The following is a 21,869-nucleotide window of genomic DNA, read 5'->3' on the forward strand; positions in this document are numbered from 1 at the left end:
ACACCAGCAAATTGTATTGGCATCATCTAATAAGAGCCAGGGACTATCCCCTCCTTCCATCATGCCATAGGGGTTTCTAGCGCGAAGGAACTTGCAGATGCCTAATTTGTTGGGTTTGTTTTCTTCCATATCTAAGAAATTTCCAAAATTGCCTGCTTAAGAGTAGCAATAAATAGGGGCACCTTATACCCATTTTTAGCAAGTGGGCGCGCTATTTTCATAGCTGCTTCTGCCGCCGCAAATGCATTTTCACTGTTAATGGTCTTATTTTCAATAGCCTGTTGGGCTTCCATAGAGCGATAAGGTACCGGAGCGGCCGCCCCTAAAACGATGCTCGCCGAACGACAGGTATTCCCCGAAACCTCAAAAACTACCGCTACATCTCCCAATGACCAGTCATAAGATTCACGGGCCACCTGTTTAATATAAGCGCTCTTGGTATTTTTTGTGGGAGCCGGAAGAATGATTTCCGTAATAATTTCCTTTGCCTGGAGGATGTTTTCCATAGCGATATCCTTGCCTGCGGTAACAAAGAAATCATCCATGGTCACTTCTTTCTTTTCTCCTTTACCATTGATGATAACAACACTGGCATTAAAGGCCATCAGTGCCGTAGCTATAGAGGATGCATGGACGCTTACACAGGAACCATTGTCGATAATAGCGTGATTTTCATTTTCGCCAGTTTCAGATTGGCGGGCAAAACAACGAGCTCCTCCTTTGCGGAAGCAATCGTGATCGGCAGAGCGAAAATACCAGCATCGGTTACGTTGGGCTATATTTCCTCCCAAGGTGGACATATTACGTAGTTGGGGGGTGGCAGCATGGTTTACCGCTTGATGCAGTGCCCAATAATGATTCTTTGTTTCAGGATTTGACGCTATTTCGGCCAAGGTTACATTGGATCCGATGCTCATTCCCTTTTTAGGGTCATAGCTGATTTTGTCCAGATCTGGAATGTTTCGAATATTGACGATTTTTTGCGGTTTGAGCAGGCCTTCCTTTACCCAGTCGAAGACATCAATACCTCCCGATTTAAAAACCGCTGCTTTATCGGTAGCCTGATATAACTCTTCTGATACTGTTGAATTCACTTGTTCAAGGGCATCTTCAACAGATTTGGCTTCGTACCAACTAAATTTATTCATGTCTTTGTATTTAAGAGACTTTATTCAATGCTTTAAGAATACTCGATGGCGTAATGGGTATTTCATATAACCTTACCCCAATGGCGTTATAAACTGCATTGGCAATCGCGGCCGCCGTTGCAATATTTGCTGGTTCCCCTATGCCATACGCATCCGTTGAGGAAAGTGCAGAATATTCCTCGACAATTATGGTTTCGATCTCGGGAATTTCCATGGAAAATGGCACCTTGTACTGATCTACATTGGCATTCATCATATGACCCGTACCTTTGTCCATCACCCTATTTTCATATAAAGCATACGATACACCTTGAATGACTCCTCCATTTATTTGACTTTCCAATTGACCTATATTGAGCGGTCTGCCACAACTGTGGGCAGCGACGATTTTATCGACCTTTACAAATCCTGTTTCGGTATTGACACTTACTTCTGCAAATTGTACCGAGCCCAGATCACCATAGGCCAGTCCCCATGGTTGTTGAAAGCCACCATAATCATCCGATCGGCTTGCAATTTTACTGATTTGGCTGGTCTGCATTAATTTGGTCGCCTCTTTAAAGGGCATTTTCAGACCAGCATCCTTTTTACTGCTTACCTGACCATTCTCAATAAACAATTCGGATGAATCCGTTTTCCATTCCTTGGCGACCAATTTCAATAACGCGTTTTTTGCCTCAAAAGCTGCGTTACGGGTCGGAGGGGTAATAGAACCGGTGACCACACTTCCCCCGGAACCGGGTCCCACCGGGAAAAAGGTATCGCCAATATTGACCGTAATATCTTTTACCTGAAGCCCTAATTCCTCCGCGACAACTTGGGCAAGAATGGTTTTTGTCCCTGTTCCTATGTCCTGGACGCCAGATCGTATTTCAACACCACCATCGTTATGAATCTTAACTTCTACGGAAGAATCGAGCGTTACGAATCGCGGCCAAGTAGATTGGCCTATTCCAAGTCCTTTCTTTACTATGCCTTTGTCACTGCCAGCGGGTTGACGTCGTGACCAATCGAAAAGTTTCGCTCCGCGTTGGCGCTCCACCTTTCTTACCTCACTTTTATCTATTTGATTCCTATAACTTAAGGGGTCTACATTTAGTTTTTCCGCCAATTCATCAATAGCCTGTTCCAGCCCAAAAGCACCTTGAACATTACCAGGTGCACGCCAAGCAGCCCCGGGGCCAGCGTTGGTCAATACATCATATTGTTCGGTCGCAAAATTAGGACAGGGATACAGTATTTGTGCTATCCGACCAACGCCAGCACCAAGGGCTACCCCTGCCGTTCCATGGGAACGTTGTTGAATTCCCGTCAAGGTACCATCTTTCTTGGCTCCTATTTTTAGATATTGAATTGAGTTGGGCCGGTTTCCCTCAGAATGGTGTTCTTCTTTTCGATCCATCATTAGCCAAACCGGTCTTCCGGATTTTTTGGCAAGATTTGCCGCCATGGGACCAAAGCTGCCTGCACTATGTTTGGCACCAAATCCGCCACCCATAAAATCACAGACTACCCGGACTTTACTTTTTGGTAAATTAAAGACGCTGGCCATTTCATTTCTTACCGCATTGGTATTTTGGGTAGATGCATAGATCATCATCACGTCAGAATTCCAGTCGACCACGACGCCATGCGTCTCTAAGGGCATATGTGTCTGCACCTGCGTGCGGTATGTTCTTTCCACTACAACATCCGCTTCTTTGAAACCTTCTTCCAAATTACCTCTGGGGCCACCAAAAAAACTACTGGTAGATGGTCCCCTAACATTACCTTCCCCTTCACTGCCATCATGCGTTTCGCCTACATCCCGCCATCTTCCTTTTGCGTAACGGGCTCGTCAAATACGACAGGCGCATTGATTTCCATGGCAGCTTCAAGGTCTATGACGAAAGGCTTCTTTTCATAGTTCACTTTGATCAAGGAAATGGCATCTTTGGCAATTTCCAGACTTTCAGCTGCTATACCTCCCAAGGGTTGGCCCACATACTTTACCATTGGGTATTTACCATTCTTATTCCCTTCCCCTTCTTTCTGGACATTTTCGATAAGGTGTATGGCATGCACGCCTGATAGACTTTTGGCATTGCTGATGTCGATAGAGGTAATCACTGCGTGGGGTACGTTTGAACGCAACATTTTCGCGTAGAGCATCCCAAGCAATCTGATGTCGGAAGTATATATTGCCTTACCTGTCACTTTATCGAGGGCATCGATTCTTGTGACTCTTTTTCCAATTATTTTTAATTTATCGTTGACAGGCCATACGGGTGGCTCTTCAATAGGGATATCCCTTTCTATTTCACTTAAATTATGCCCTGGAATACCGTATGGGAATTTTTCTTTTCTCGTATCCATCTTATATCGTTTTTTTTGCTGCTGCCAAAGTAGCCTTAAAGACATGGGGATGCGTACCACAACGACAAAGGTTGCCCCTAGTGGCATTTTTTACATCTTCCAAATTGAGATCGGTGCTGTTATCCACAACGTGCACGCAAGACATGATCATCCCGGGTGTACAGTAGCCACATTGGGAAGCATCATGTTCGATAAAAGCTTTCTGAACCGGATGCAATTCGCCGTTTTTTGCTATACCTTCAATGGTCGTAATTTCTTTGTCTGCGACATCAAAAACCGACATCATGCAGGAGTTAACAGGTTTTCCGTCCAAGTAAACCGTACATGCCGAACAGGAGCCCCGATCACAACCAACCTTGGTTCCCGTAAGCTCCAAATGGTCTCTTAAGGCAGAGGCCAATGTTGTTCTGGGTTCCACACTAAGTGATTTCACTAAACCATTGACCTTCATCTTGATGGTCATGGCATCGGGGCCAAATTCTTCCCCGGCACTACGATGCTCCCTATAGTCTAAAGCAAAAGCATTTGTCGTTAGCAGTACACTACCCGCGGTGGATAATCCGGCACCCCTAATGAAACTTCGCCTACTTAAACCTTTTGTTGGTTTGAATTTCGAATCTTGGTTTTTATCTTCCATAAGATTTTACTATGGGTTTATAAACTATTCAATTTAATTAAACAGTCATTAAGCACTTAAATTCAACTGTTTGACCATTTCCTCAGTATCAATTACATATTCCGTAACCTTGAAAACTTCTTTTCGGTTTTTTCTAAAATCGTTGACAAAATCGGCAAGCTTTTCCTCAAGCTGCTCATGTTCTGCTCTGAATTGATGCGAATCGTACGCAAAAGGATTATCGATCAACTCAGTCAAATGGTGTAAGTGTTTGTCTGCCCTGTTCAGCAAAGCACCACATTGGTTGTCCATTTGTAGTAACCCAACCTCGATTTCGCGAACCATGTCAATGTTCTCTTTTTTTGAGATCCACATAAAATATTTGTCGATCAGATGGTGTAAAAATTTGAGGTCATCATTATAAAACTGAAGGTCGGATTTCCAGTCTTCCGTGAGTAAATAAAGTTCTTGCCAATCGGCTTCTAGTATGTAATTGGCCTTGGGCCTGCTTCTAAAGTGTGTCATTTTTTTATGATTTTTCGGCCTTTGCAATAACTTCCCCTGTTTTGGCCGTTTCCCCACGTTTTATCTTGATTTCTTTTAAGATTCCCGAAAAAGGTGCAGGTACCTCAAAGGCTACCTTTTCGGTCTGCACCTCTACCAAAGTTTCGCCCTCCTCAAAAGATTCGCCGATTTCCTTGTACCAGAGTACGATAGAACTTTCGGCATCTTCGCCCAATTCCTTAGGGAGTATTATTTCACTTAATTTCGCCATATTTTTAGGCCGTTACCATTTTTTCCACTGCATTGATAATATCCTTTGCATCCGGAATCACAAACTTTTCCATGATACGGCTGTAGGGAATCGGCACATCGGGAATCGCCAAACGGACAATAGGTACCTTTAGATAATCAAAACCTTCGGAGGCTACAATGGCACTAACCTCGGCAGTAATTCCGTAGGAATAATAATCCTCATCGACGACCACTAAACGGCCTGTCTTTTCAACGGATTTCAAAATGGTTTCCTTATCGATAGGTTTTATCGAACGCAAATCGATAACCTCGGCATCAATACCTCTTTCGGCCAGTTTTTTGGCTGCATCGAGTGCTTCCACGGTCATCATCTGTGCGCCGACGATGGTCACATCTTTTCCTTCGCGTACTACTTTTGCCTTGTCCAACGGCACCGTATAGGCTTCTTCGGGAACAGGGCCAAGAGAGGCATCCAACTGATCCATCCAACCCAATCCTTGCAGGGTTTTATGGAACATGAACACCACGGGATTGTCATCACGTATCGCCGAGATCAACATCCCCTTAATATCATGCGGAAAGGTGGGTGCCACCACTTTCATTCCGGGCAGATGCCCGAAACTGGCATACAGCGTTTGCGAATGTTGTGCGGCATCGCTATACCCGCCGCCCACGGCGGTCAATAGCGTAATGGGCAGTTTCACATGGCCTCCGCTCATATAAGGTATCTTGGCCATGTGGTTGTAGATCTGATCCATGACCACACCGTGAAAATCCACGAACATTAGTTCTACCACGGGTCGTAGCCCTTCGGCAGCGGCACCGATGGCCGCACCGATAAAGCCAGTTTCGGAAATGGGGGTGTCCATGATACGGTCTTCGCCGAATTTGTCGTACAGTCCGGTAGTGGAACCAAAAATTCCTCCGTATTTGCCGACATCCTCGCCCATGACAAAGATGCTTTCGTCCCTGTTCATTTCTTGTTCCAAGGCTTGCGCCATGGCCTTACTTCCGGTAAGTTTTCTTGTTTTTTCTTTTGTTGCTTCCATAATTGATATTTTTATTGTTATTCCCTTGAAGAAGGGAATCTTCAAAATTTCTTTCTAAAAAGATACTTTCTATACAAACACATCCTCTAAAGCGGCTTCAGGTTCCGGGTATTCGCTGTTAATCGCAAATTCATAGGCATTATCGACCTCTTTTAAAATCTGCTGATCAAGTGCCTTTATATCGTCCTCGGAGGCTAAAGTCTCCTTTAAAAGGTATTTTTTCAACCGTTCAATAGGATCATTGGCCCTTAATTTGGATACTTCGTCCTTTGGCCTGTACAACTCGGGGTCGCCCTGAAAATGTCCCAAATACCGATACGTCTCGATTTCGATGATCGATGGCCCTTCGCCTTTTCTTGCGCGTTCGACCGCTTCTTTGCTGACCCTGTACATTTCCAAAGGGTCGTTATCCCGTACCTCATACCCTTTTATGCCATAAGCAGCAGCCCTAACATCGTTGGTCGGCACACAAGTGGATTTATCTTTGGCTACCGAAATGCCCCACGCATTGTCTTCAACGACTACAATAAAGGGCAGGTTCCATAAGGCCGCTAGATTTAGTGATTCGTGAAAGGCTCCGGAATTTACCGCACCTTCGCCGATGAATGCCACGGCCACACGATCCGTACCTTTCTTTTTGTTCGCCAAAGCGGCACCCACGGCATGTGGAATACCTCCACCAACAATTCCCCCGCAAGAGAATTTTACATTAGGGTCGAACAAGTGCATGTGTCCGCCCTTGCCTTTGCCCAATCCTGTTTTTTTACCGAAAATCTCGGCGGTCATTTTTTTCAGGTCAACACCCTTGGCGATAGCCTGATGGTGCGGACGGTGGGTTGCGGTTACGGTATCTTCATTTGTGAGATGCACGATCATTGATGCGGCTGCAGGCTCTTGTCCGTTCGACAAATGCATCTCTCCCGGTACCGGCCCTGCACCGATATTGAACACAGGCTGTTTGCCTTCCATATAGGCTTTTTCCATTCGTTCCTCAAAATATCGGGAAGTTTTCATCTTGCGATAGATCCACAGAAGGTCTTGTTTATTGTTGTTCTTCATGACGATAATTTTTTAAGATGGATAAATGTATTTTATCTCTATGGTTTTCAAAATGACCTAGGTCATCCTAACAAAAAGATGGATTAATCCCAAATTCTTCCTGAAACTGACCTTCGTCATGGCGCATGCTGTCGCCTCCTTCTATTTTTATCCCACTAAAACACAAAAAAGTGTGCCATGAACAAACGTATTCTTTTACCGACCGATTTCTCGAAGAACGCTCTGAATGCTATCCGCTATGCATTGGAACTCTATAGGGAGATAGATTGCGATTTCTATTTTGTTAACGTGTACCATGTTGATGGCTATACACTCGACAATATGATAATGATACCAGAGCCTGGTGAACCTGCCTACGAAGCGGCGCGGGTAAAATCGGAGGAGGGACTCGAAAACCTTATGGAACAACTGCGGATCCACCCCGATAACCCCAAGCATACCTACCATCAGATCTCCACTTTCAATTCGTTGTTGGAGGCCGTAAACAATACCATCGCCAAAAAGGATATCGATATCGTGGTCATGGGCACCAAGGGCACCACGGGATCCCGAACGGTTATCTATGGCACCAACACGATCAATGTCATGGAGAAAATACGGGCTTGCCCGGTGCTGGCCGTACCGGAAAATGTGCGGTTTTCGCCGCCAAAAGAAGTTGTTTTTCCGACCGATTTCAAGACCGTGTTCAAGCATAAGGAACTTGCCTACCTTATCGAGATCTGTACCGCGCACAGGGCGTTCATTCGGGTACTGCATATCGATGATGGCGACGATCTTAACCGGAAACAGCAAGAAAACAAGGAGCTGTTGGAAACTATTCTGCACCAAGCGGACCACAGTTTCCACACCCTAACACATATAAAAGTACAGGAGGGTATCAACACCTTCATCGAAAGCCGTGATAGCGACATGATCGCCTTTATCAACCGGAAACACCACTTTTTCGGAAGCATCTTTACCAAACCGCTCGTCAAGGAGTTGGGCTACCATTCGCAAATTCCCATTTTGGTACTTCGCGACCATTCGTAAATCGCAGAGCAATACTTTAAAATCGTAAAATTTTTGGGGAAGGGGGCCAGTTTTCCATAGAAAAACTTCAAAACTCATTATATACAAAAATACCTTAAGAAGTGACCTAGGTCATTTCATGGATTGATTTTGGAACCTACTTTTGATATGTTGAAAAATCTAATAGTAATGAAGACAATTCTATACACCACCGATTATTCCGAAAATTCCGTAGCCGCTTTAAAATACGCGCAAAAAATGTCGGAACAGATGGAAACCCGTTTAGTGATTTCCCATGTATTCGATTATCCGACCGTTTTGGGTTCGGAAGCACTCTCGGAACCCTTTCCACAATTGGAGAAAGATGCTTTTAGAACGCACCAAGCTAAACTAGAGAAATTCTGTGAGGCGCACCTTGGAAGCGACTGGAAAACCCCGAACATAGAGTTGGAGGTCGTTGAAAACAAGTCCGTGCTAAAAGGCATTATTTCGGTGGCCGATCAATGGCACGCCTATTTGATAGTCGTTGGTATGAAGGGGGGAAGTACGTTACGGGAAATGCTAATGGGTAGCACGACAAAACATCTTATCGAAAAAGCACCTTGTCCCATTTTATCCATTCCAGCAGATGCAAGTTATATGCCGTTAAAGACTATCGTATACGCCACCGATTTTGAGGATGAGGATGTGTATGCCATTCGAAAATTGGCGGAAATGGCCAAGCAGTTCGAGGCCGAGATTAAAGTCGTTCATATTTCCACCAAAGAAGAATATGCAGGCGATATGCTAATGGAATGGTTCAAAACGACGCTCCGAGAAAAAGTAAGCTATGAGCGAATGGATTTTAAGGTGTTGTTTACCGATGATGTTTTTAATTCCCTTAGAATTTATCTTGGGAATACGAATGCAGATCTGATGGTCATGCTCGAAAGGGAACATAAAAGCATCATAAAAAAATGGTTCCATCGGGATCTTGTCAAAAAAATGGAAAACTACGGAAGGATGCCTCTTTTAAGTTTTAGGGGTGCTAACCATCAACACTTTTATTTTAAGGCAGCACTTTAAAATCTATTGAAATGGCCAGAAGAATCTACAGTATAGTAATCGCAGTTGCATTAGGATTGGGTTTTTACCTATACACTATCAAGGACACCCATTCGGACACCTTTTTGATTATAATTTCAGGACTGATTTTTACGCTTTTGAGTGTCGGCATCCATGGATTGATCGCACATTCGCTGCACCCGAAAGTGAAGGGCGGTATTTTGACCTATCCCTTGTTGATGGGTGTACTTTGGGCCGTACTGTTCTTTTTGTTCGTGTTTTTTGTGATTCCGATGTTCTGCCCCGATTTTTTGTTGACACCTTGATTGCTCTAGTTCTGATCAACGCCACTTTTTAGTTGAAGGTTTACTTTTTCATCCTAAAAAAATCACAAATGCGATCAAAATGATGCAGGTCATTTTCGCTATGCGAATTGCGTACTATATTGAGAAAATAATCCCAAAAAGCAATATAAATGAAAGCTATTGCAAATATCAAAAATCTGCAATGTGAGGAGGGAAAAAATCGGATTATCAGAAATCTGCACCGCATCCTTGACATTCGTATATTGGATATCGATGTAGAAAACGGTATGATGTTTTTCCTGTATGCAAGTCCGATTGCGTTGCAACAAGTAAAACAAGAACTTCAACGGATCGGATATCCGATGCAGTCCTGCAAATATCCAGAACCGCTTTCTCCTAAAACATACGGCGGCGGCCAAACCACGGAATTGGCTTCGGCATAAACTATGCGACGATTTGCGGCAGCACCAACAATGGCACTTTGGTCTTGAAGGCCATATGCTTTATAACAGGTTCATGTAACAGTTTTTGAAAGAATCCGTGTTTGGTATTAAGAAGGGCGACCATACCGATTTCTGGGTGTTCGTGCTCAAAATTACGGAGCGTAATCGAGATTGTATCTTCCATTGTTATTTCTACAAATTGCGATTTTACCGATTTTAGGCCATTCTTGAGAAGCTCGTTGTTTTCTTTTTGGTCATCGTTCAGTTCTTTTTCGGTATGGATATGGAGTATCGATATCTTTGAATCCCAAAGTTTTGAAATACTGATAAGTGGAACAAGTTCGAGATTCGCAAACGCATGTTTAAAATCGGTCGCAAAGACAATTTCATCGGGCAGATCATAATCGTAATCTGCAGGAACGGCAACGATCGGACAAGGAACAAGATGCTTGATAGCATCTACGGTATTGCTGCCCAGAAATATCTGGCGAAGTGCAGAAGATCCCTTGGTGCCCATAAAGACAAAGTGTGCGGCATAATCGATGACCGTTCTGTTCATCAAGTTGACCAGCGAATCATTTTCAAGGATCGCTTCGAAATGATGGTTGGTGTTGTTGTTTTTGGCCTCGGTTCGCTTTACCAAGTTTTTGAGGTCATTTTCAATATCGAACTTGGTGGTAGGTGCCGAGGGTGCATCGTGATATGCATGCAGCAAATAAAAGGTGCAGATTTCTTTTTCAAAAAGAAAAAGAGCATAGTCGATGGCGTTTTGGGCGTTATCGGAGAAATCGGTGGGCAAAATTATTTTTTTCATATATTCCTATGTTTATTTTCATTCTCGTGAAACAGGAGTTTTTTCCTCCCCGGCACCCAAAGATAATCTTCCAAAAATCCCTTTAAAATGATGCAGGTCATTTGGGGACAAGGGGAATTCAGCCAATTTTATAGTTCACTTTAAAGCAAAACATCATGGCACTAAATTTCAATCAATACGCAACGGAAGGAAACACTTTTTTAAAGGAGTACACCAAAGAAATGAACCTGGGTACCGATACGGATAAAGGCGGACGTATTTTTACGGCGATTATGCGTGCCCTACGCGATATTATTCCTCCTGAAGAATCATTACAGTTGATCGCCCAACTGCCCATGTTCCTCAAGGGAGTTTACGTAAACGGATGGAACATCAAAAAGCAAAAACCTAAGATCAAGCACATGCCAGAGTTCGTGGAACTGGTGCGCCAACACGATAACCCCGCAGCCGGTGGCGATTTCGGAGAGGATGATGATCTGGCCGAACGCTACATCGATACCACATTTATCTATTTGCGTAAATACATTTCCTTGGGCGAAATGGAGGATATCCGCGACGGACTCCCCAAAGACCTCAAAAGTATGATTTATTCGAATCTGATGTTCTGAAAAAGGAGTCGGCAGTTTACAGTAGCAGTAGATAGTAAAAATATCTTTACTGCCTACTGCGTAAAGAGAACTGAATTTTACTGAATACCGCCCACTCTTTTTACCACTCCCTCTTGTTCCAACTGTTTTACCGTTCTATTTACATAATCATTTACCGCCGAACTTATCGTTGAAGGATCTACGATGTTGAAAGTGCCCACCCATACCAGTGATTTTTCCTCGTCGGCCTTTAAATTGTATATGGAAGTCTCCACGTGGTACACTTTATAATCGCTGTAATAATCGGGCGTGAAGTACACGTTTTGAAACCGGTAATAGTAAGGGCCGAAACGGTACCAGTAATAATTGCCAAAATCGTAGTAACCGGAGCTAAAGTCCGTTTTATCATCGACACCTACCACGGCCGTTATTGCAACGGCATCGAAACCTTTGGCTAAAAGTTTATCTTTCATGGCATCGATCTCTTGTTCGCTGCGTTCCTCTGAAGTAAATGATCTATCTAGCACCGATGCACCTTGTTGGGCATCGATACCTCTTGCGACGAAGGCATCCGATAGTTTTTCCTCAAAGATCTTTCGTGCGGTCAGATTGTTCGTCATACCGATGACCAATAGTTTTTGAGGCTGGAAAGTCGTTATTTCCCTGTTTTTCCAACTGTCCACAAATTGTGTGGAGGAGCAGGAGGAAAGTAAGATGAATCCTAATATAAAAGCTATTTTTTGCATGATCTTGTTTTTAATATTCGCCAACAAAATTATATCCCATGCCATCCCATGACAATGATCTAAATCAGTTTTCAAACAAGAGAAGAACGTTTGCTATTGACGGAAATCATTTCGGAAAAGTCTTCGCATCGATGGCTATATCCAAACAAACAAAGTTCCAGCTTTAACTTGACTAGTTCCGGTATTGCTTTTTTTTTTACAAACGCCGATAAACTTAACAAACCCTGACCATATTTTCGGTGTAATGATAATGGTCAATCTACAAAACTGACTTGTATCATTCTGGTCTATTGCCAGACCTTTTATTTTTGGTATAGAAAAATTCAAGTGAACATCCCGAGAAGTAAAATAAAAGTATGAACCTGAAAAAATAATCAAATGAAACGTATACCTTTTATTCATTTAAAGCCTTTACTATGGTCGCTCTTGACCATAGCAATTTTGGCTGGCAACAACTCTTGCAAAAGGGCAGCAGAAAAGGCTACTGAAAAAATAGTGGAAAAATCGATCGGGGATGAAGTCGAAGTCGATATCGATGATGAGAAAGTGGTCATCAAGACCGATGAAGGCACTTTAACTACCGATGCCGCGGTCAAATCTTGGCCTAATGATATACCGGATGAGGTTCCGGAATTCAAATCGGGAAATATAGTCAGCGTTACTACACAAGAAATCAATGAAGATAATAACTGGGTCGTTATTTTCGAAGATGTTACCACGGCCGCTTTAGAAAAATACAAGGATGCCCTTGAAAGTGAGGGCTTCAAAATTAATTATACCACTACAGCGGGAACCAGTGGGCATCTCGCCGCCGAGAAGGAAAAATTGGCCGTGGTTGTAATGGTGGGGGAGGGTAACGCCACGGTTACCGTGGGCAAGAACAATTAAACGAGTTCAATTTTAAATAAAGGCATTACATAGTATTTAACGTAACACAACAAAAAAATATAAGCATGGCATCTATCATACATTTCGATATTTCGGCAGACGACGTACTAAGGGCAAAAACTTTTTATGAAAAGCTTTTCGGTTGGAAAATCGAAAAATTTCCTACTGGCCCAAGGGAGTACTATCTAATAGAAACGCTTGCAAAGACCGGTAAAAAAAGTATTGGTGGTGGAATCGCCAAAAGGGAAAAGACAGATCAGCAGATTACCAATTTCATCGAAGTAGATTCCATCGATGAGGCCATTGCCAAGGTAAGGGAACTTGGAGGGGAAATCGTGGAACCCAAGTCCGCTATTCCCAATGGAGGTTACATCGCCGCATGCAAGGATACCGAAGGCAATACCTTTGGAATGATGGAGTTGAAAAAGTAATAGACTGAAAAATGCGACTCCGGAGCTGGGGGCAGGTAAAAGATCAACTCAAGATGAGTTCAATGTGTAAATGTCCATCATACTACGGATCAAGCTAAAAGTCTTTGGTGCACACTAGGCACTTATTTAATCTTGAATCTTGAACGATAACTGCAATGAACCAACGACTTACTTTGTTTCTTTCTGAAGATGTAATGATGGGCTTTGGAAATGTCTGGATACTTTGCCATCTGAACAATACTAATATTTTACGAATCCTATGTTAAGGATGTGCGCCACTAAGCAGTACTATCCGGGCAGGAGAATGGGTCAATATATACTCTTCGTCATCGCTTTGCAAAAAAAATGAACGTGTAGTACAGTTTTGGTTATTCCACAGGTTTCAATCCTTTCCTTTTTTTAAGTGTAGGTAAGGTAGTGTGGGCAAAAAATGTGGCTTCCTCCCTTGTAACTCCCTTTTTCTCGTCCATCTTGATGGTTTACTCTATTTTCTGTTCCAAGGTAATTCCATGATCGATGAATTTTCCTTTTTGATAGCAATCATGACAGAATTCGGTATTTACGGTACCATCTTCATTAGTGCCAAAATCGGCCAGTTTTAGTATGGATGCCCCACAGCTCTCACATATATTTTTGTCGAAAAATTTCATTTCCATTCTTAATTGGGTTAGCGAATCAACTATAGTTTTATAGGGAAAATTAGCCTCTTATTGGATTGGTTGAAATGACCATGGTCAGTTCTGCCGACCAAGCGCGTTAAAGAATAGATTGAGAACGACATTTTAAGGGGTTTCCATAGCGGATAGTTTCTTTCGTACCAGCACCTTTCGGTACAATGCGACATCTAAACCGATAAACCAGCTTATAAAAAGTGTGAACGTAATCTTCTGGATGACGGGTAGCGATGAAATGAACAGGCCGGTTTCATAAATGTAATAGTTGACCATAAAGACCAAAAGACAAAGTACACCGAACAAGAACAGGGTTTTATAGCCCGATTTGAAAAGTTCGATCGAGCAAGTAATAAAGGCGATTACGCCAAAAAAACCTGCAATCCGTACAATTTTATCGTGATTGCCTGAAGCCAAAAAAAGGATTATCAGTAATGACAAAAGCCCCGAGACCCTCATCACTTTTTGATTCAAACTCTTGGTGTTGAATAATTTGGGCAAATAATACCATAACCAAAATAAGCCCATACACAACAAGCCGAGGGCTGCTATTGAATAAGCTCGAGCCGAATTAACCTCTCCGTTGATCGCATAAATGTCTAATAGGTCACAAAGATAATTGTGCCAAAAACTAAAGCCATCTTTGTTTGGAAATACCCACGAACCTCCGGGGTAGGTAAATGCGGCCAAAAGATATAGGGCCACAAACAATGCCATGCCGACCAAGGGTAGCAACAAAATATTTGGTTTCTTGAGTATAAAATCGGACTTTATTTTTTTCATTTTCTTCCGATTATTTTTTTGTCTCTACTTGCCAGTCTGGTAGGCAAGTTTACGCCTGTTGTTGTTAGAACTTTATACCGTAGTATACCGTGTTGCATATGAAATTACAAATTGAATCCTCTGATGACAATGACCTAAATCAGCTCCGAAAATCTATATCGACAGCTCTAATTGATACGACTGACCGAAATCATTTCGGAAAAAGTACGCCTTGTTTATTTTTATCCAAATAAAAAAACCATGAAGAAATGAAACGTTTATATCTATTTATAGCATTGATTGCCATACCATTTTTCGGCACTTCACAGACCTTGGAAGAACTCAACAAACCCATCGTAAGTGGACTCGATGAGGTAACGACATGCAACGAAGGCCTAACAGCGGTCAGAAAAGGAAATCAATGGGGCTTTATCGATAAGACCGGAACCTTGATCATCGATTTTAGGGACGATTTGCTTTGGAACAAAGAAGCCGATACAAACATTTTAGGTGTTGGAGGTATCGGTTGTCCTGAGTTCAAGGAAGGGCTTTGTATTGTAAAAGCATTGAACGAAGAAGGTATTGCCCGATATGGTTTTATGGATATCACGGGAAAGATTGTAATCGAACCTGAATTCCTCAATGTTACACAATTTGATAATGGCCGTGCCGTGGGCATTTTTGAACGAAAGTCATTACGGGGAAAAAATCCGTTTCAACTAAAAATATACGATTATGCCTTTACCGAAGTGGTCGTTAACAAAAAAGGGGAAATGGTCTGGCCCATACAGGAAAGACACAACATCGTGATGTCAAAAAGGTTATATGAACTGCCGGAACTACACGCCAAAATCGTTTCCGAAAATCTGTTGGCCGTCAAGGGCAAAGAGAATAAATGGAAGGTTGTACAACTTGAACTGAAATAAAATTGGGAGTTACCAGTACGGTCGTCGGGCAGAGCTGAAGTGCACATACGGAAACGACAATAAAATGTTTGATTATGGAACGCTTAAAAAATAAAGTCGCCATTATTACAGGTGGTGCCGGAGGCATAGGAAAAGCTACCGCAAAACTGTTTTTGGAGGAAGGGGCCAAAGTAGTCATTGTAGATCTTGACAAAGAAATTTTGGAAAAGGCCGCCTATGAGCTCGACCACGAAAACCTTTCGTTCTGCGTTGCGGATGTTTCCAAGGTAAAGGATGTTGAAAAGTATGTGCAGGAAACTTTGGAGGTTCATGAAAGAATCGACATTTTTTTCAACAATGCCGGTATCGAGGGCAGGGTCAAGTCTATTGCCGAGTATCCGGAAGACGTTTTCGACAAGGTCATCGCCGTGAATCTGAAGGGTGTTTGGTTGGGGTGTAAACACGTTATCCCCAAAATGGAAGAGGGCGGTAGCGTCATGATTACGTCATCCGTTGCCGGACTCAAAGGCTTTGCAGGCTTAGGTGCCTATGTGGCTAGTAAACATGCCGTCGTAGGCATTATGCGCACAGCGGCATTGGAATTTGCGGACAAGAATATCCGTGTGAATACGGTGCATCCCGCTCCGGTAAACAATCGGATGATGCGGAGTATCGAAGGGGATAGTAATCCTGATAATCCGGAGGATGTCAAAAAAGGATTCGAGGCCACCATTCCCTTAAAACGCTATGCCGAATCGGAAGAGATCGCACAACTCGTCTTGTTTCTCGCCTCTGATGAAAGTAAGTATATTACGGGTAGTACCTATGTAATCGATGGGGGGATGCTGACGGCTTAACGCATGTTAGGGCAACAAAAAGTTTATAGTCATTTTGATTTCAGTATTCAATATTCAGTCGATTGCCTATCTTTGAACTATGGCAACCGCTGAACAGATAAAGTCATTATTGCAGTCGCACTATAAAAACGACGATGATCGGTTTACTTCTATCGCCCTCCAAGTAGCGGCACATGAGGCTCGAAAGGGCAATATGTCGATTGCCCAGGAAATCAAGTCTTTGGTCGAAAAATCGAAATCTGGTGGGTTCAAGATCATTAAGCTAAATAGGGATGTTAGCGATCTCGTACTTGTCTTCCATCCCGAGAATAGGTTGAACGAACTGATACTTTCCGAGGAGGTCAGAAGCAAACTGGAAAGAATAATCACGGAATATAAACAAAGGGACAAAATACAAAAATTCGGTTTGAACAACCGTAGAAAGATTCTGTTGTCGGGCATTCCCGGTACGGGAAAAACTATTACCGCTTCGGCCATAGCTGGCGAATTGAAATTGCCCTTATATGTCATTATGATGGACAAGCTCATGACCAAATATATGGGCGAAACGGCAGCCAAACTTCGGGATGTCTTTAATATGATGCAATCGAACCGAGGGGTGTATCTCTTCGATGAATTCGATGCCATCGGTGCCGAAAGAGCACGGGACAATGAAGTAGGGGAAATGCGAAGAGTGCTGAACGCCTTCCTACAATTTATTGAACAAGATACCTCCGATAGTATAATTCTTGGGGCTACCAACAATATAAAAATCCTTGATTCCGCTCTTTTTAGGCGTTTTGACGATATTATCACATATACAATCCCTAATACACAAGAAATCAAGGAATTGATCGGTTTAAAATTATCTGGATTTCTGGGAAAATATAAACTGGACAAAGTTATCAAAGAGTCCAAAGGTTTAAGCCATGCCGAAATTACCAACGCCTGCAACGATGCTTTGAAAGAAACAATATTGGCAGATAAGAAAACAGTTTCTCAAGTGCTATTGATTCGAATGATACAGGATAGAAAGACCAACTACTTGTAAACCTGATTTATGGCCGAAGACTTCAAACCACACCTCTTTGTACAAAACATTCATACCGCCCAGAAATACAAAGTCCCTCCCAGAAACATACAAGCCAGAAACGCTATTCCTGAACGTGATAGGGTACAGCATGGCAACTCTGTTTTAAACCAGCTTAAAGAAGTATGGAATAAGGCGAACCAAGAATCCATTTTGCGTAAAGCCCAAAACTTACCCACTAAAGATGGCGAGTATGTTACCTTTAAAAGTGCCAAGGAAAACAAACTCAAAATCGAATCCCTCGATGCAAACGGAGCAAGGCTCTTGAATGTGAAGTTTGATGAAACCTCGTTTGAAGAGTTGGCCACACTCTTCATTCCCGATGAAAAAAAGGAACAACTCATTTCAAAAATCGAGAAATACGCCGACATACAAAAGGTCGAAAGATTCAATAAAGAATTGGTTGCCAGAATCGAACAGATTTTATCTGCCGGAATTGAAAATTTGTGGAGTAGTGCCATTGAATATCTGCCAAAAGAAGAAGCCATTTGGATAGAGCTTTGGCTAAGCGGAGGCAAACAACTTTATGAAGAGGTCCAAGCCGAATTTCAAGATGTATGTGAACTGTTCAATATTCAGATAGGGGAAGGCTTGCTGGTATTTCCTGAACGAACCGTTATCAATATCAAAGCCGATTACGAGCAACTTGGCGAACTTGTAAAATCGTTCGGTCATATTGCGGAGTTGCGAAAACCGGAAGAACTGAATTCATTTTGGCTGGACCGTACCGTTATTGAACGTGAAGATTGGATTAATGAAACCTTGGATAACATCACATTCAATAAGACGGATAATTTTATATCCGTTTTGGATACCGGAATAAATAATGCACATCTTTTGATTGCTCCCGTATTGGATGACGAAAACAAACTAACGGCAGATATCAATTGGGGCACGAACGATAAAGGTGGCCATGGAACCAAAATGGCGGGAGTGGCCGTTTACGGAAATCTAAATTCGGTTTTTGAGAATCCCGCAATCGAAATAAACCATCAACTAGAGTCGGTAAAAATTATCGCCCCGAACGGAGAGGCCGAGGAAGAAAAATTACCTTTCGTTACCCAAAATGCCATTAATTTGGCGATTATCAATAATGCGGATATTAAAAGAATCTATTGCTTTGCAAATACCGGAAGAAACCAATTTGAATTTGGCCGTCCCTCCACATGGTCCGCGACCATTGATAATCTTATTTTTGGCGATGACCATGAAGATAAAAAGGTATTTGTCATTAGTGCCGGAAACATAAGGGAAGAGGATGATTATTCGCAATATCCCGAGAACAATCTGAACCTTCAGATTGAAAGCCCGGCACAATCGTGGAATGCCCTGTCCGTAGGTGCATTTACGCAAAAAATACTACCGAATAGGAATACGGTTGCAGGCAATGATGAATTATCCCCTTTTAGCAGAACATCGAACGCATGGGAATCGAACTGGCCGATAAAACCCGATATTGTTTTTGAAGGGGGGAATTTGATAAAGTTGGATAATGGCGACATTGATTTTCATGATGACCTAGACGTTTTGACCACATCAAGTAATGCCGTAATCAACCAATTGACGACCATAAATGCCACAAGTGCGGCAACCGCCTTTGCGAGCAACTTTATTGCAAGATTAAGACACGCTTATCCAAACGCTTGGGAAGAGACATTGAGAGGTTTGGTCGTTCATTCTGCATCGTGGACACCGGCAATGAAGGAACAATTCGATTTTGATGGCAGCCAAGCTTCTATTGTTAAAATGCTTAGAACATACGGATATGGAGTTCCTAATTTGGAAAAGGCCATCGAATGCCAATCGAACTATTTAACCTTTATTTCAGAAGAAATAATTCAGCCATACATCAAGGAGGAAGGAAAGAATCCGGCAACAAACGATGTTCATTTTTACGAATTTCCATGGCCTAAAGATACTCTGGAAGGTTTAGGAGATGTGGATGTAACCGTACGAATTACACTTTCCTATTTTATAGAGCCCAACCCGGGAGAAAAAGGCTACTCCACTAAATATTCCTATCAATCGACAGCGTTGAAATTCGCCATGATGCCACCGAACGACTCCCCTGAAAATTTTATGCTACGGATCAACAATGCCGCAAGGGAGGATTTGAAGGAAGAACTTGAGGTTGAAAGATTACCAGAAGATGCTATAGAAAGAATGTCTAATGTGAAGTGGGCCTTGGGTGCGGAGAATGTATTCAAGGGTTCTGTTCACAGCAATTTCTGGAAAACTTCCGCAGCAAATGCGGCAGCTTGCAACTACATAGCCGTTTATCCACAGCCTTCAGGATGGTGGAAAAATCTAAAAAAGAAACACAAGTATAACGAAAAACTCAGGTACTCTTTGATCGTATCTATTGAGACCCCTGAGAATGTTGCGGATATCTATACTATGATAGCCCAAAAGGTCAATGTAGAAAATCTGATCAAAGTATAATCAAAAATTAGCTTAATTGTGCATAGTCCTTAAAGGCTTTGTACGGCCGTTTTCAACTTATTCCGCACTTCATCCGCTATACCCGCCAACCCCTCGTTCTTTACGCCCATCATAGAAGCGACCGGATCCACGGCGGCAACTTCTACCGAGCCGTCCTTGGTCTCGCGAACGATGACGTTACAGGGCAGCATGGTGCCGATCTTGTCCTCGGCCTGAAGGGCTTTATAGGCAAAACTGGGACTGCATGCGCCCAAAATCTTGTAATTGGGAAAATCAACGTCCAGTTTTTTCTTCAGGGTAGCTTTGATGTCAATTTCGGTCAATATACCGAAGCCTTCTTCCTTTAAGGTTTGGGTTATGCGCTCTATCGCCTTATCAAAGGATGTATCGGTAAGGGTCTTGCTGAAATAATAGTCCATTTTTTTGCTTTTTATTGAAACTTCAAAAATAGTGGATGGTCTTTTTGGAGCAAATGACGAATATCATTTCAAAGGTGCTTCCGTAAAAATAATTTTGTAAAAGTTTACAGGGGTTAATAGAGTATAGAAAAGTAAATCAAATGGAATATGTTCAAAGAGCTGACAAAACACTACGGACGCATTTTTGAGGAAGAATTGCTTAGGGAGATCAACCAAATTGGTGCTTTTAAAGAAGTAAAGGAAGGCCAAGTATTGATAAAAATCGGGCAATACGTGAAATTTATGCCCCTTTTGGTTTCAGGGGTACTCAAAGTTATGCGAGAAGACACCAACAACAAGGAATTACTCCTCTATTTTTTACAGGATGGCCATACGAATTCCATCAAATGGGTTTGGGGCACCGAACGAAAAAAAAGTAGGGTCAAGGTGGTTGCCGAGACGGATGCCCAGGTCATTATGCTGCCTGCCAAGAAAATGACGGAGTGGCTTTTGAAGTATAAAAGTTGGGGCACATTTGTACTTTCCAGTTATGACCACCGGATGAACGAACTATTGGATATGATGGACAGTATCGCCTTCTTGAAGATGGATGAACGCCTGCTCAAGCACTTAAAAGAACGGGTACGCATTACCAAGAGTACAATGCTATACTGTACCCATCAAGAAATTGCCGATGACCTCAATACCCCTAGGGAGGTGGTTTCCCGATTGTTGAAAAAATTGGAAAATATGGGTAAAGTTAAACTTCAGCGCAATCAAATCGAAATTCTTGACTCAAAATTTCGTTCGCTATCGCACTCAAAAAGAACGGCTTAACTTTTTTTCAAAAAAAGAAGCTGCCTGTGTGATAAAAGTCACAAAGATGAAGGCAGTCTCGCAAATATCTTTGTAAAAAAAAAGCAAGGGTAATGCAGAAGAGCGATGCGACTTTTAACCTACTTAGTTCCCCCGAAACGTAGCGCAATTGTTTTGTTATTTTTTCGGGAGTGGTGCTGTTAGTGTTTCCGCTCCCTTTTTTATGCATCGGCTTTTCAAAATTACTGCTCAAAAGTCTCTTATGGATAGAAAACAAAAACCACCTAAGAATATTACACTATTACCAGCCCCTGAATTCATTACAGCCGTTCAAAATAGAAAGGTTCAGTTGATTGATATTCGAACGCCTCCAGAATATGATGCCAAGCATATTAGGGGTGCCATAAATATTGACTTGTCCTGTTTTGATAGTTTTATCGAGGCATTTGAAAAAATCGAAAAAACCAGACCGCTTTATTTGTATTGCGAAACCGGAAGAAAAACAGAAAAAGTGGTAAAGCTTTTTTCTAAAATGGGTTTCGAAAGCATCTGCCATTTAGAACGCGGTATTAAAGGAATTTAAGGAGTAGGGGGCAGCCAAAAACAGAAACAGGAGGCCTATGGTCTCCTGTTTCCTTTTGAAGCGTTCGAATTTATTTTTTGTTTCTGACACATCCTTAGCATTTTCATCGCTGAAATT

Annotated in this window: 26 protein-coding genes; 13 read left to right on the plus strand and 13 right to left on the minus strand. The window is 42.4% G+C overall.

Features of this window, described 5'->3' with window-relative positions; genetic code table 11:
• Window positions 1–131 precede the first annotated feature (131 nt).
• From ES765_RS03510 to ES765_RS03540, 8 genes are all read right to left on the minus strand, one after another.
• Complete coding sequence (locus ES765_RS03510) at window positions 132–1,148, minus strand: FAD binding domain-containing protein (RefSeq protein ID WP_138111209.1); 1,017 nt, start codon at window positions 1,146–1,148, stop codon at window positions 132–134.
• A 10-nt stretch (window positions 1,149–1,158) separates the two neighbouring features.
• Window positions 1,159–2,832, minus strand: a complete 1,674-nt coding sequence (locus tag ES765_RS03515; protein WP_249356224.1) for a xanthine dehydrogenase family protein molybdopterin-binding subunit — start codon at window positions 2,830–2,832, stop codon at window positions 1,159–1,161.
• A 116-nt stretch (window positions 2,833–2,948) separates the two neighbouring features.
• Window positions 2,949–3,503, minus strand: a complete 555-nt coding sequence (locus ES765_RS22235; protein ID WP_249356218.1) for a hypothetical protein — start codon at window positions 3,501–3,503, stop codon at window positions 2,949–2,951.
• A 1-nt stretch (window position 3,504) separates the two neighbouring features.
• Window positions 3,505–4,140 (minus strand): (2Fe-2S)-binding protein, encoded by a 636-nt coding sequence (locus ES765_RS03520; protein ID WP_138111210.1) that lies wholly within the window; start codon window positions 4,138–4,140, stop codon window positions 3,505–3,507.
• Window positions 4,141–4,188: 48 nt separating this feature from the next.
• A complete protein-coding gene (locus tag ES765_RS03525; RefSeq protein WP_138111211.1) occupies window positions 4,189–4,644 on the minus strand; it encodes a hypothetical protein in 456 nt (151 codons plus the stop codon).
• Window positions 4,645–4,648: 4 nt separating this feature from the next.
• On the minus strand, window positions 4,649–4,894 hold the full coding sequence (locus ES765_RS03530) for a lipoyl domain-containing protein (RefSeq protein WP_138111212.1): 246 nt from the start codon (window positions 4,892–4,894) through the stop codon (window positions 4,649–4,651).
• Between the two features lie 4 nt (window positions 4,895–4,898).
• Entirely contained in the window at window positions 4,899–5,924 is a 1,026-nt protein-coding gene (locus ES765_RS03535) for an alpha-ketoacid dehydrogenase subunit beta (RefSeq protein ID WP_138111213.1), read from the minus strand.
• Between the two features lie 69 nt (window positions 5,925–5,993).
• Entirely contained in the window at window positions 5,994–6,983 is a 990-nt protein-coding gene (locus ES765_RS03540; protein ID WP_138111214.1) for a thiamine pyrophosphate-dependent dehydrogenase E1 component subunit alpha, read from the minus strand.
• A 177-nt stretch (window positions 6,984–7,160) separates the two neighbouring features.
• On the opposite strand from ES765_RS03540, the gene ES765_RS03545 reads away from it, so the two are divergent.
• The 4 genes from ES765_RS03545 to ES765_RS03560 all read left to right on the plus strand — a co-directional run bounded on the left by ES765_RS03545 (window position 7,161) and on the right by ES765_RS03560 (window position 9,783).
• Window positions 7,161–8,012, plus strand: coding sequence for a universal stress protein (locus ES765_RS03545; RefSeq protein WP_138111215.1), 852 nt, complete (start codon window positions 7,161–7,163; stop codon window positions 8,010–8,012).
• A gap of 168 nt (window positions 8,013–8,180) precedes the next feature.
• Window positions 8,181–9,056, plus strand: a complete 876-nt coding sequence (locus ES765_RS03550) for a universal stress protein (RefSeq protein WP_171017214.1) — start codon at window positions 8,181–8,183, stop codon at window positions 9,054–9,056.
• An 11-nt stretch (window positions 9,057–9,067) separates the two neighbouring features.
• A complete protein-coding gene (locus tag ES765_RS03555; protein ID WP_138111217.1) occupies window positions 9,068–9,361 on the plus strand; it encodes a hypothetical protein in 294 nt (97 codons plus the stop codon).
• Between the two features lie 149 nt (window positions 9,362–9,510).
• Window positions 9,511–9,783 (plus strand): hypothetical protein, encoded by a 273-nt coding sequence (locus tag ES765_RS03560; RefSeq protein WP_138111218.1) that lies wholly within the window; start codon window positions 9,511–9,513, stop codon window positions 9,781–9,783.
• 1 nt (window position 9,784) lies between these two features.
• Here the strand turns inward: ES765_RS03560 and ES765_RS03565 are convergent, their stop codons facing one another.
• Complete coding sequence (locus ES765_RS03565; RefSeq protein ID WP_138111219.1) at window positions 9,785–10,597, minus strand: universal stress protein; 813 nt, start codon at window positions 10,595–10,597, stop codon at window positions 9,785–9,787.
• A gap of 155 nt (window positions 10,598–10,752) precedes the next feature.
• On the opposite strand from ES765_RS03565, the gene ES765_RS03570 reads away from it, so the two are divergent.
• Entirely contained in the window at window positions 10,753–11,205 is a 453-nt protein-coding gene (locus tag ES765_RS03570; protein WP_138111220.1) for a DUF2267 domain-containing protein, read from the plus strand.
• Window positions 11,206–11,282: 77 nt separating this feature from the next.
• On the opposite strand, the gene ES765_RS03575 is transcribed toward ES765_RS03570, so the two are convergent.
• Window positions 11,283–11,930: a DUF4136 domain-containing protein gene (locus tag ES765_RS03575; RefSeq protein ID WP_138111221.1), complete on the minus strand. Its 648-nt coding sequence runs from the start codon at window positions 11,928–11,930 to the stop codon at window positions 11,283–11,285.
• Window positions 11,931–12,308: 378 nt separating this feature from the next.
• Here ES765_RS03575 and ES765_RS03580 point away from each other — a divergent pair, with 378 nt between their 5' ends.
• Together ES765_RS03580 and ES765_RS03585 are read left to right on the plus strand one after the other, a co-directional pair.
• A complete protein-coding gene (locus ES765_RS03580; RefSeq protein ID WP_138111222.1) occupies window positions 12,309–12,818 on the plus strand; it encodes a hypothetical protein in 510 nt (169 codons plus the stop codon).
• Between the two features lie 65 nt (window positions 12,819–12,883).
• Window positions 12,884–13,249, plus strand: coding sequence for a VOC family protein (locus tag ES765_RS03585; RefSeq protein WP_138111223.1), 366 nt, complete (start codon window positions 12,884–12,886; stop codon window positions 13,247–13,249).
• A 479-nt stretch (window positions 13,250–13,728) separates the two neighbouring features.
• Here the strand turns inward: ES765_RS03585 and ES765_RS03590 are convergent, their stop codons facing one another.
• Complete coding sequence (locus tag ES765_RS03590; protein ID WP_138111224.1) at window positions 13,729–13,905, minus strand: zinc ribbon domain-containing protein; 177 nt, start codon at window positions 13,903–13,905, stop codon at window positions 13,729–13,731.
• A 126-nt stretch (window positions 13,906–14,031) separates the two neighbouring features.
• Window positions 14,032–14,703, minus strand: a complete 672-nt coding sequence (locus ES765_RS03595) for a hypothetical protein (RefSeq protein ID WP_138111225.1) — start codon at window positions 14,701–14,703, stop codon at window positions 14,032–14,034.
• A gap of 248 nt (window positions 14,704–14,951) precedes the next feature.
• Between ES765_RS03595 and ES765_RS03600 the strand changes: the two genes are divergently transcribed.
• The 4 genes from ES765_RS03600 (at window position 14,952) to ES765_RS03615 (ending at window position 19,955) form a co-directional block, all read left to right on the plus strand.
• Window positions 14,952–15,608, plus strand: a complete 657-nt coding sequence (locus ES765_RS03600; protein ID WP_138111226.1) for a WG repeat-containing protein — start codon at window positions 14,952–14,954, stop codon at window positions 15,606–15,608.
• Window positions 15,609–15,682: 74 nt separating this feature from the next.
• Window positions 15,683–16,444 carry an SDR family NAD(P)-dependent oxidoreductase gene (locus ES765_RS03605; RefSeq protein WP_138111227.1) on the plus strand — a complete coding sequence of 254 codons (762 nt, stop codon included), beginning with the start codon at window positions 15,683–15,685 and terminating at the stop codon, window positions 16,442–16,444.
• A gap of 79 nt (window positions 16,445–16,523) precedes the next feature.
• A complete protein-coding gene (locus ES765_RS03610; RefSeq protein ID WP_138111228.1) occupies window positions 16,524–17,474 on the plus strand; it encodes an AAA family ATPase in 951 nt (316 codons plus the stop codon).
• A gap of 9 nt (window positions 17,475–17,483) precedes the next feature.
• Window positions 17,484–19,955: a S8 family peptidase gene (locus tag ES765_RS03615; RefSeq protein ID WP_138111229.1), complete on the plus strand. Its 2,472-nt coding sequence runs from the start codon at window positions 17,484–17,486 to the stop codon at window positions 19,953–19,955.
• A 29-nt stretch (window positions 19,956–19,984) separates the two neighbouring features.
• Here ES765_RS03615 and ES765_RS03620 read toward each other — a convergent pair whose 3' ends face one another.
• On the minus strand, window positions 19,985–20,374 hold the full coding sequence (locus ES765_RS03620; protein WP_138111230.1) for a DUF302 domain-containing protein: 390 nt from the start codon (window positions 20,372–20,374) through the stop codon (window positions 19,985–19,987).
• Window positions 20,375–20,521: 147 nt separating this feature from the next.
• Between ES765_RS03620 and ES765_RS03625 the strand changes: the two genes are divergently transcribed.
• Together ES765_RS03625 and ES765_RS03630 are read left to right on the plus strand one after the other, a co-directional pair.
• Window positions 20,522–21,190, plus strand: coding sequence for a Crp/Fnr family transcriptional regulator (locus tag ES765_RS03625; RefSeq protein WP_138111231.1), 669 nt, complete (start codon window positions 20,522–20,524; stop codon window positions 21,188–21,190).
• Window positions 21,191–21,431: 241 nt separating this feature from the next.
• The gene (locus ES765_RS03630) at window positions 21,432–21,752 is read left to right on the plus strand and encodes a rhodanese-like domain-containing protein (protein ID WP_171017215.1); all 321 of its coding nucleotides are present in this window, start codon (window positions 21,432–21,434) and stop codon (window positions 21,750–21,752) included.
• Window positions 21,753–21,869 lie beyond the last annotated feature (117 nt).

The sequence above is a fragment of the Maribacter sp. ACAM166 genome (assembly GCF_005771495.1).
In the GTDB taxonomy this organism is placed as follows: domain Bacteria; phylum Bacteroidota; class Bacteroidia; order Flavobacteriales; family Flavobacteriaceae; genus Maribacter.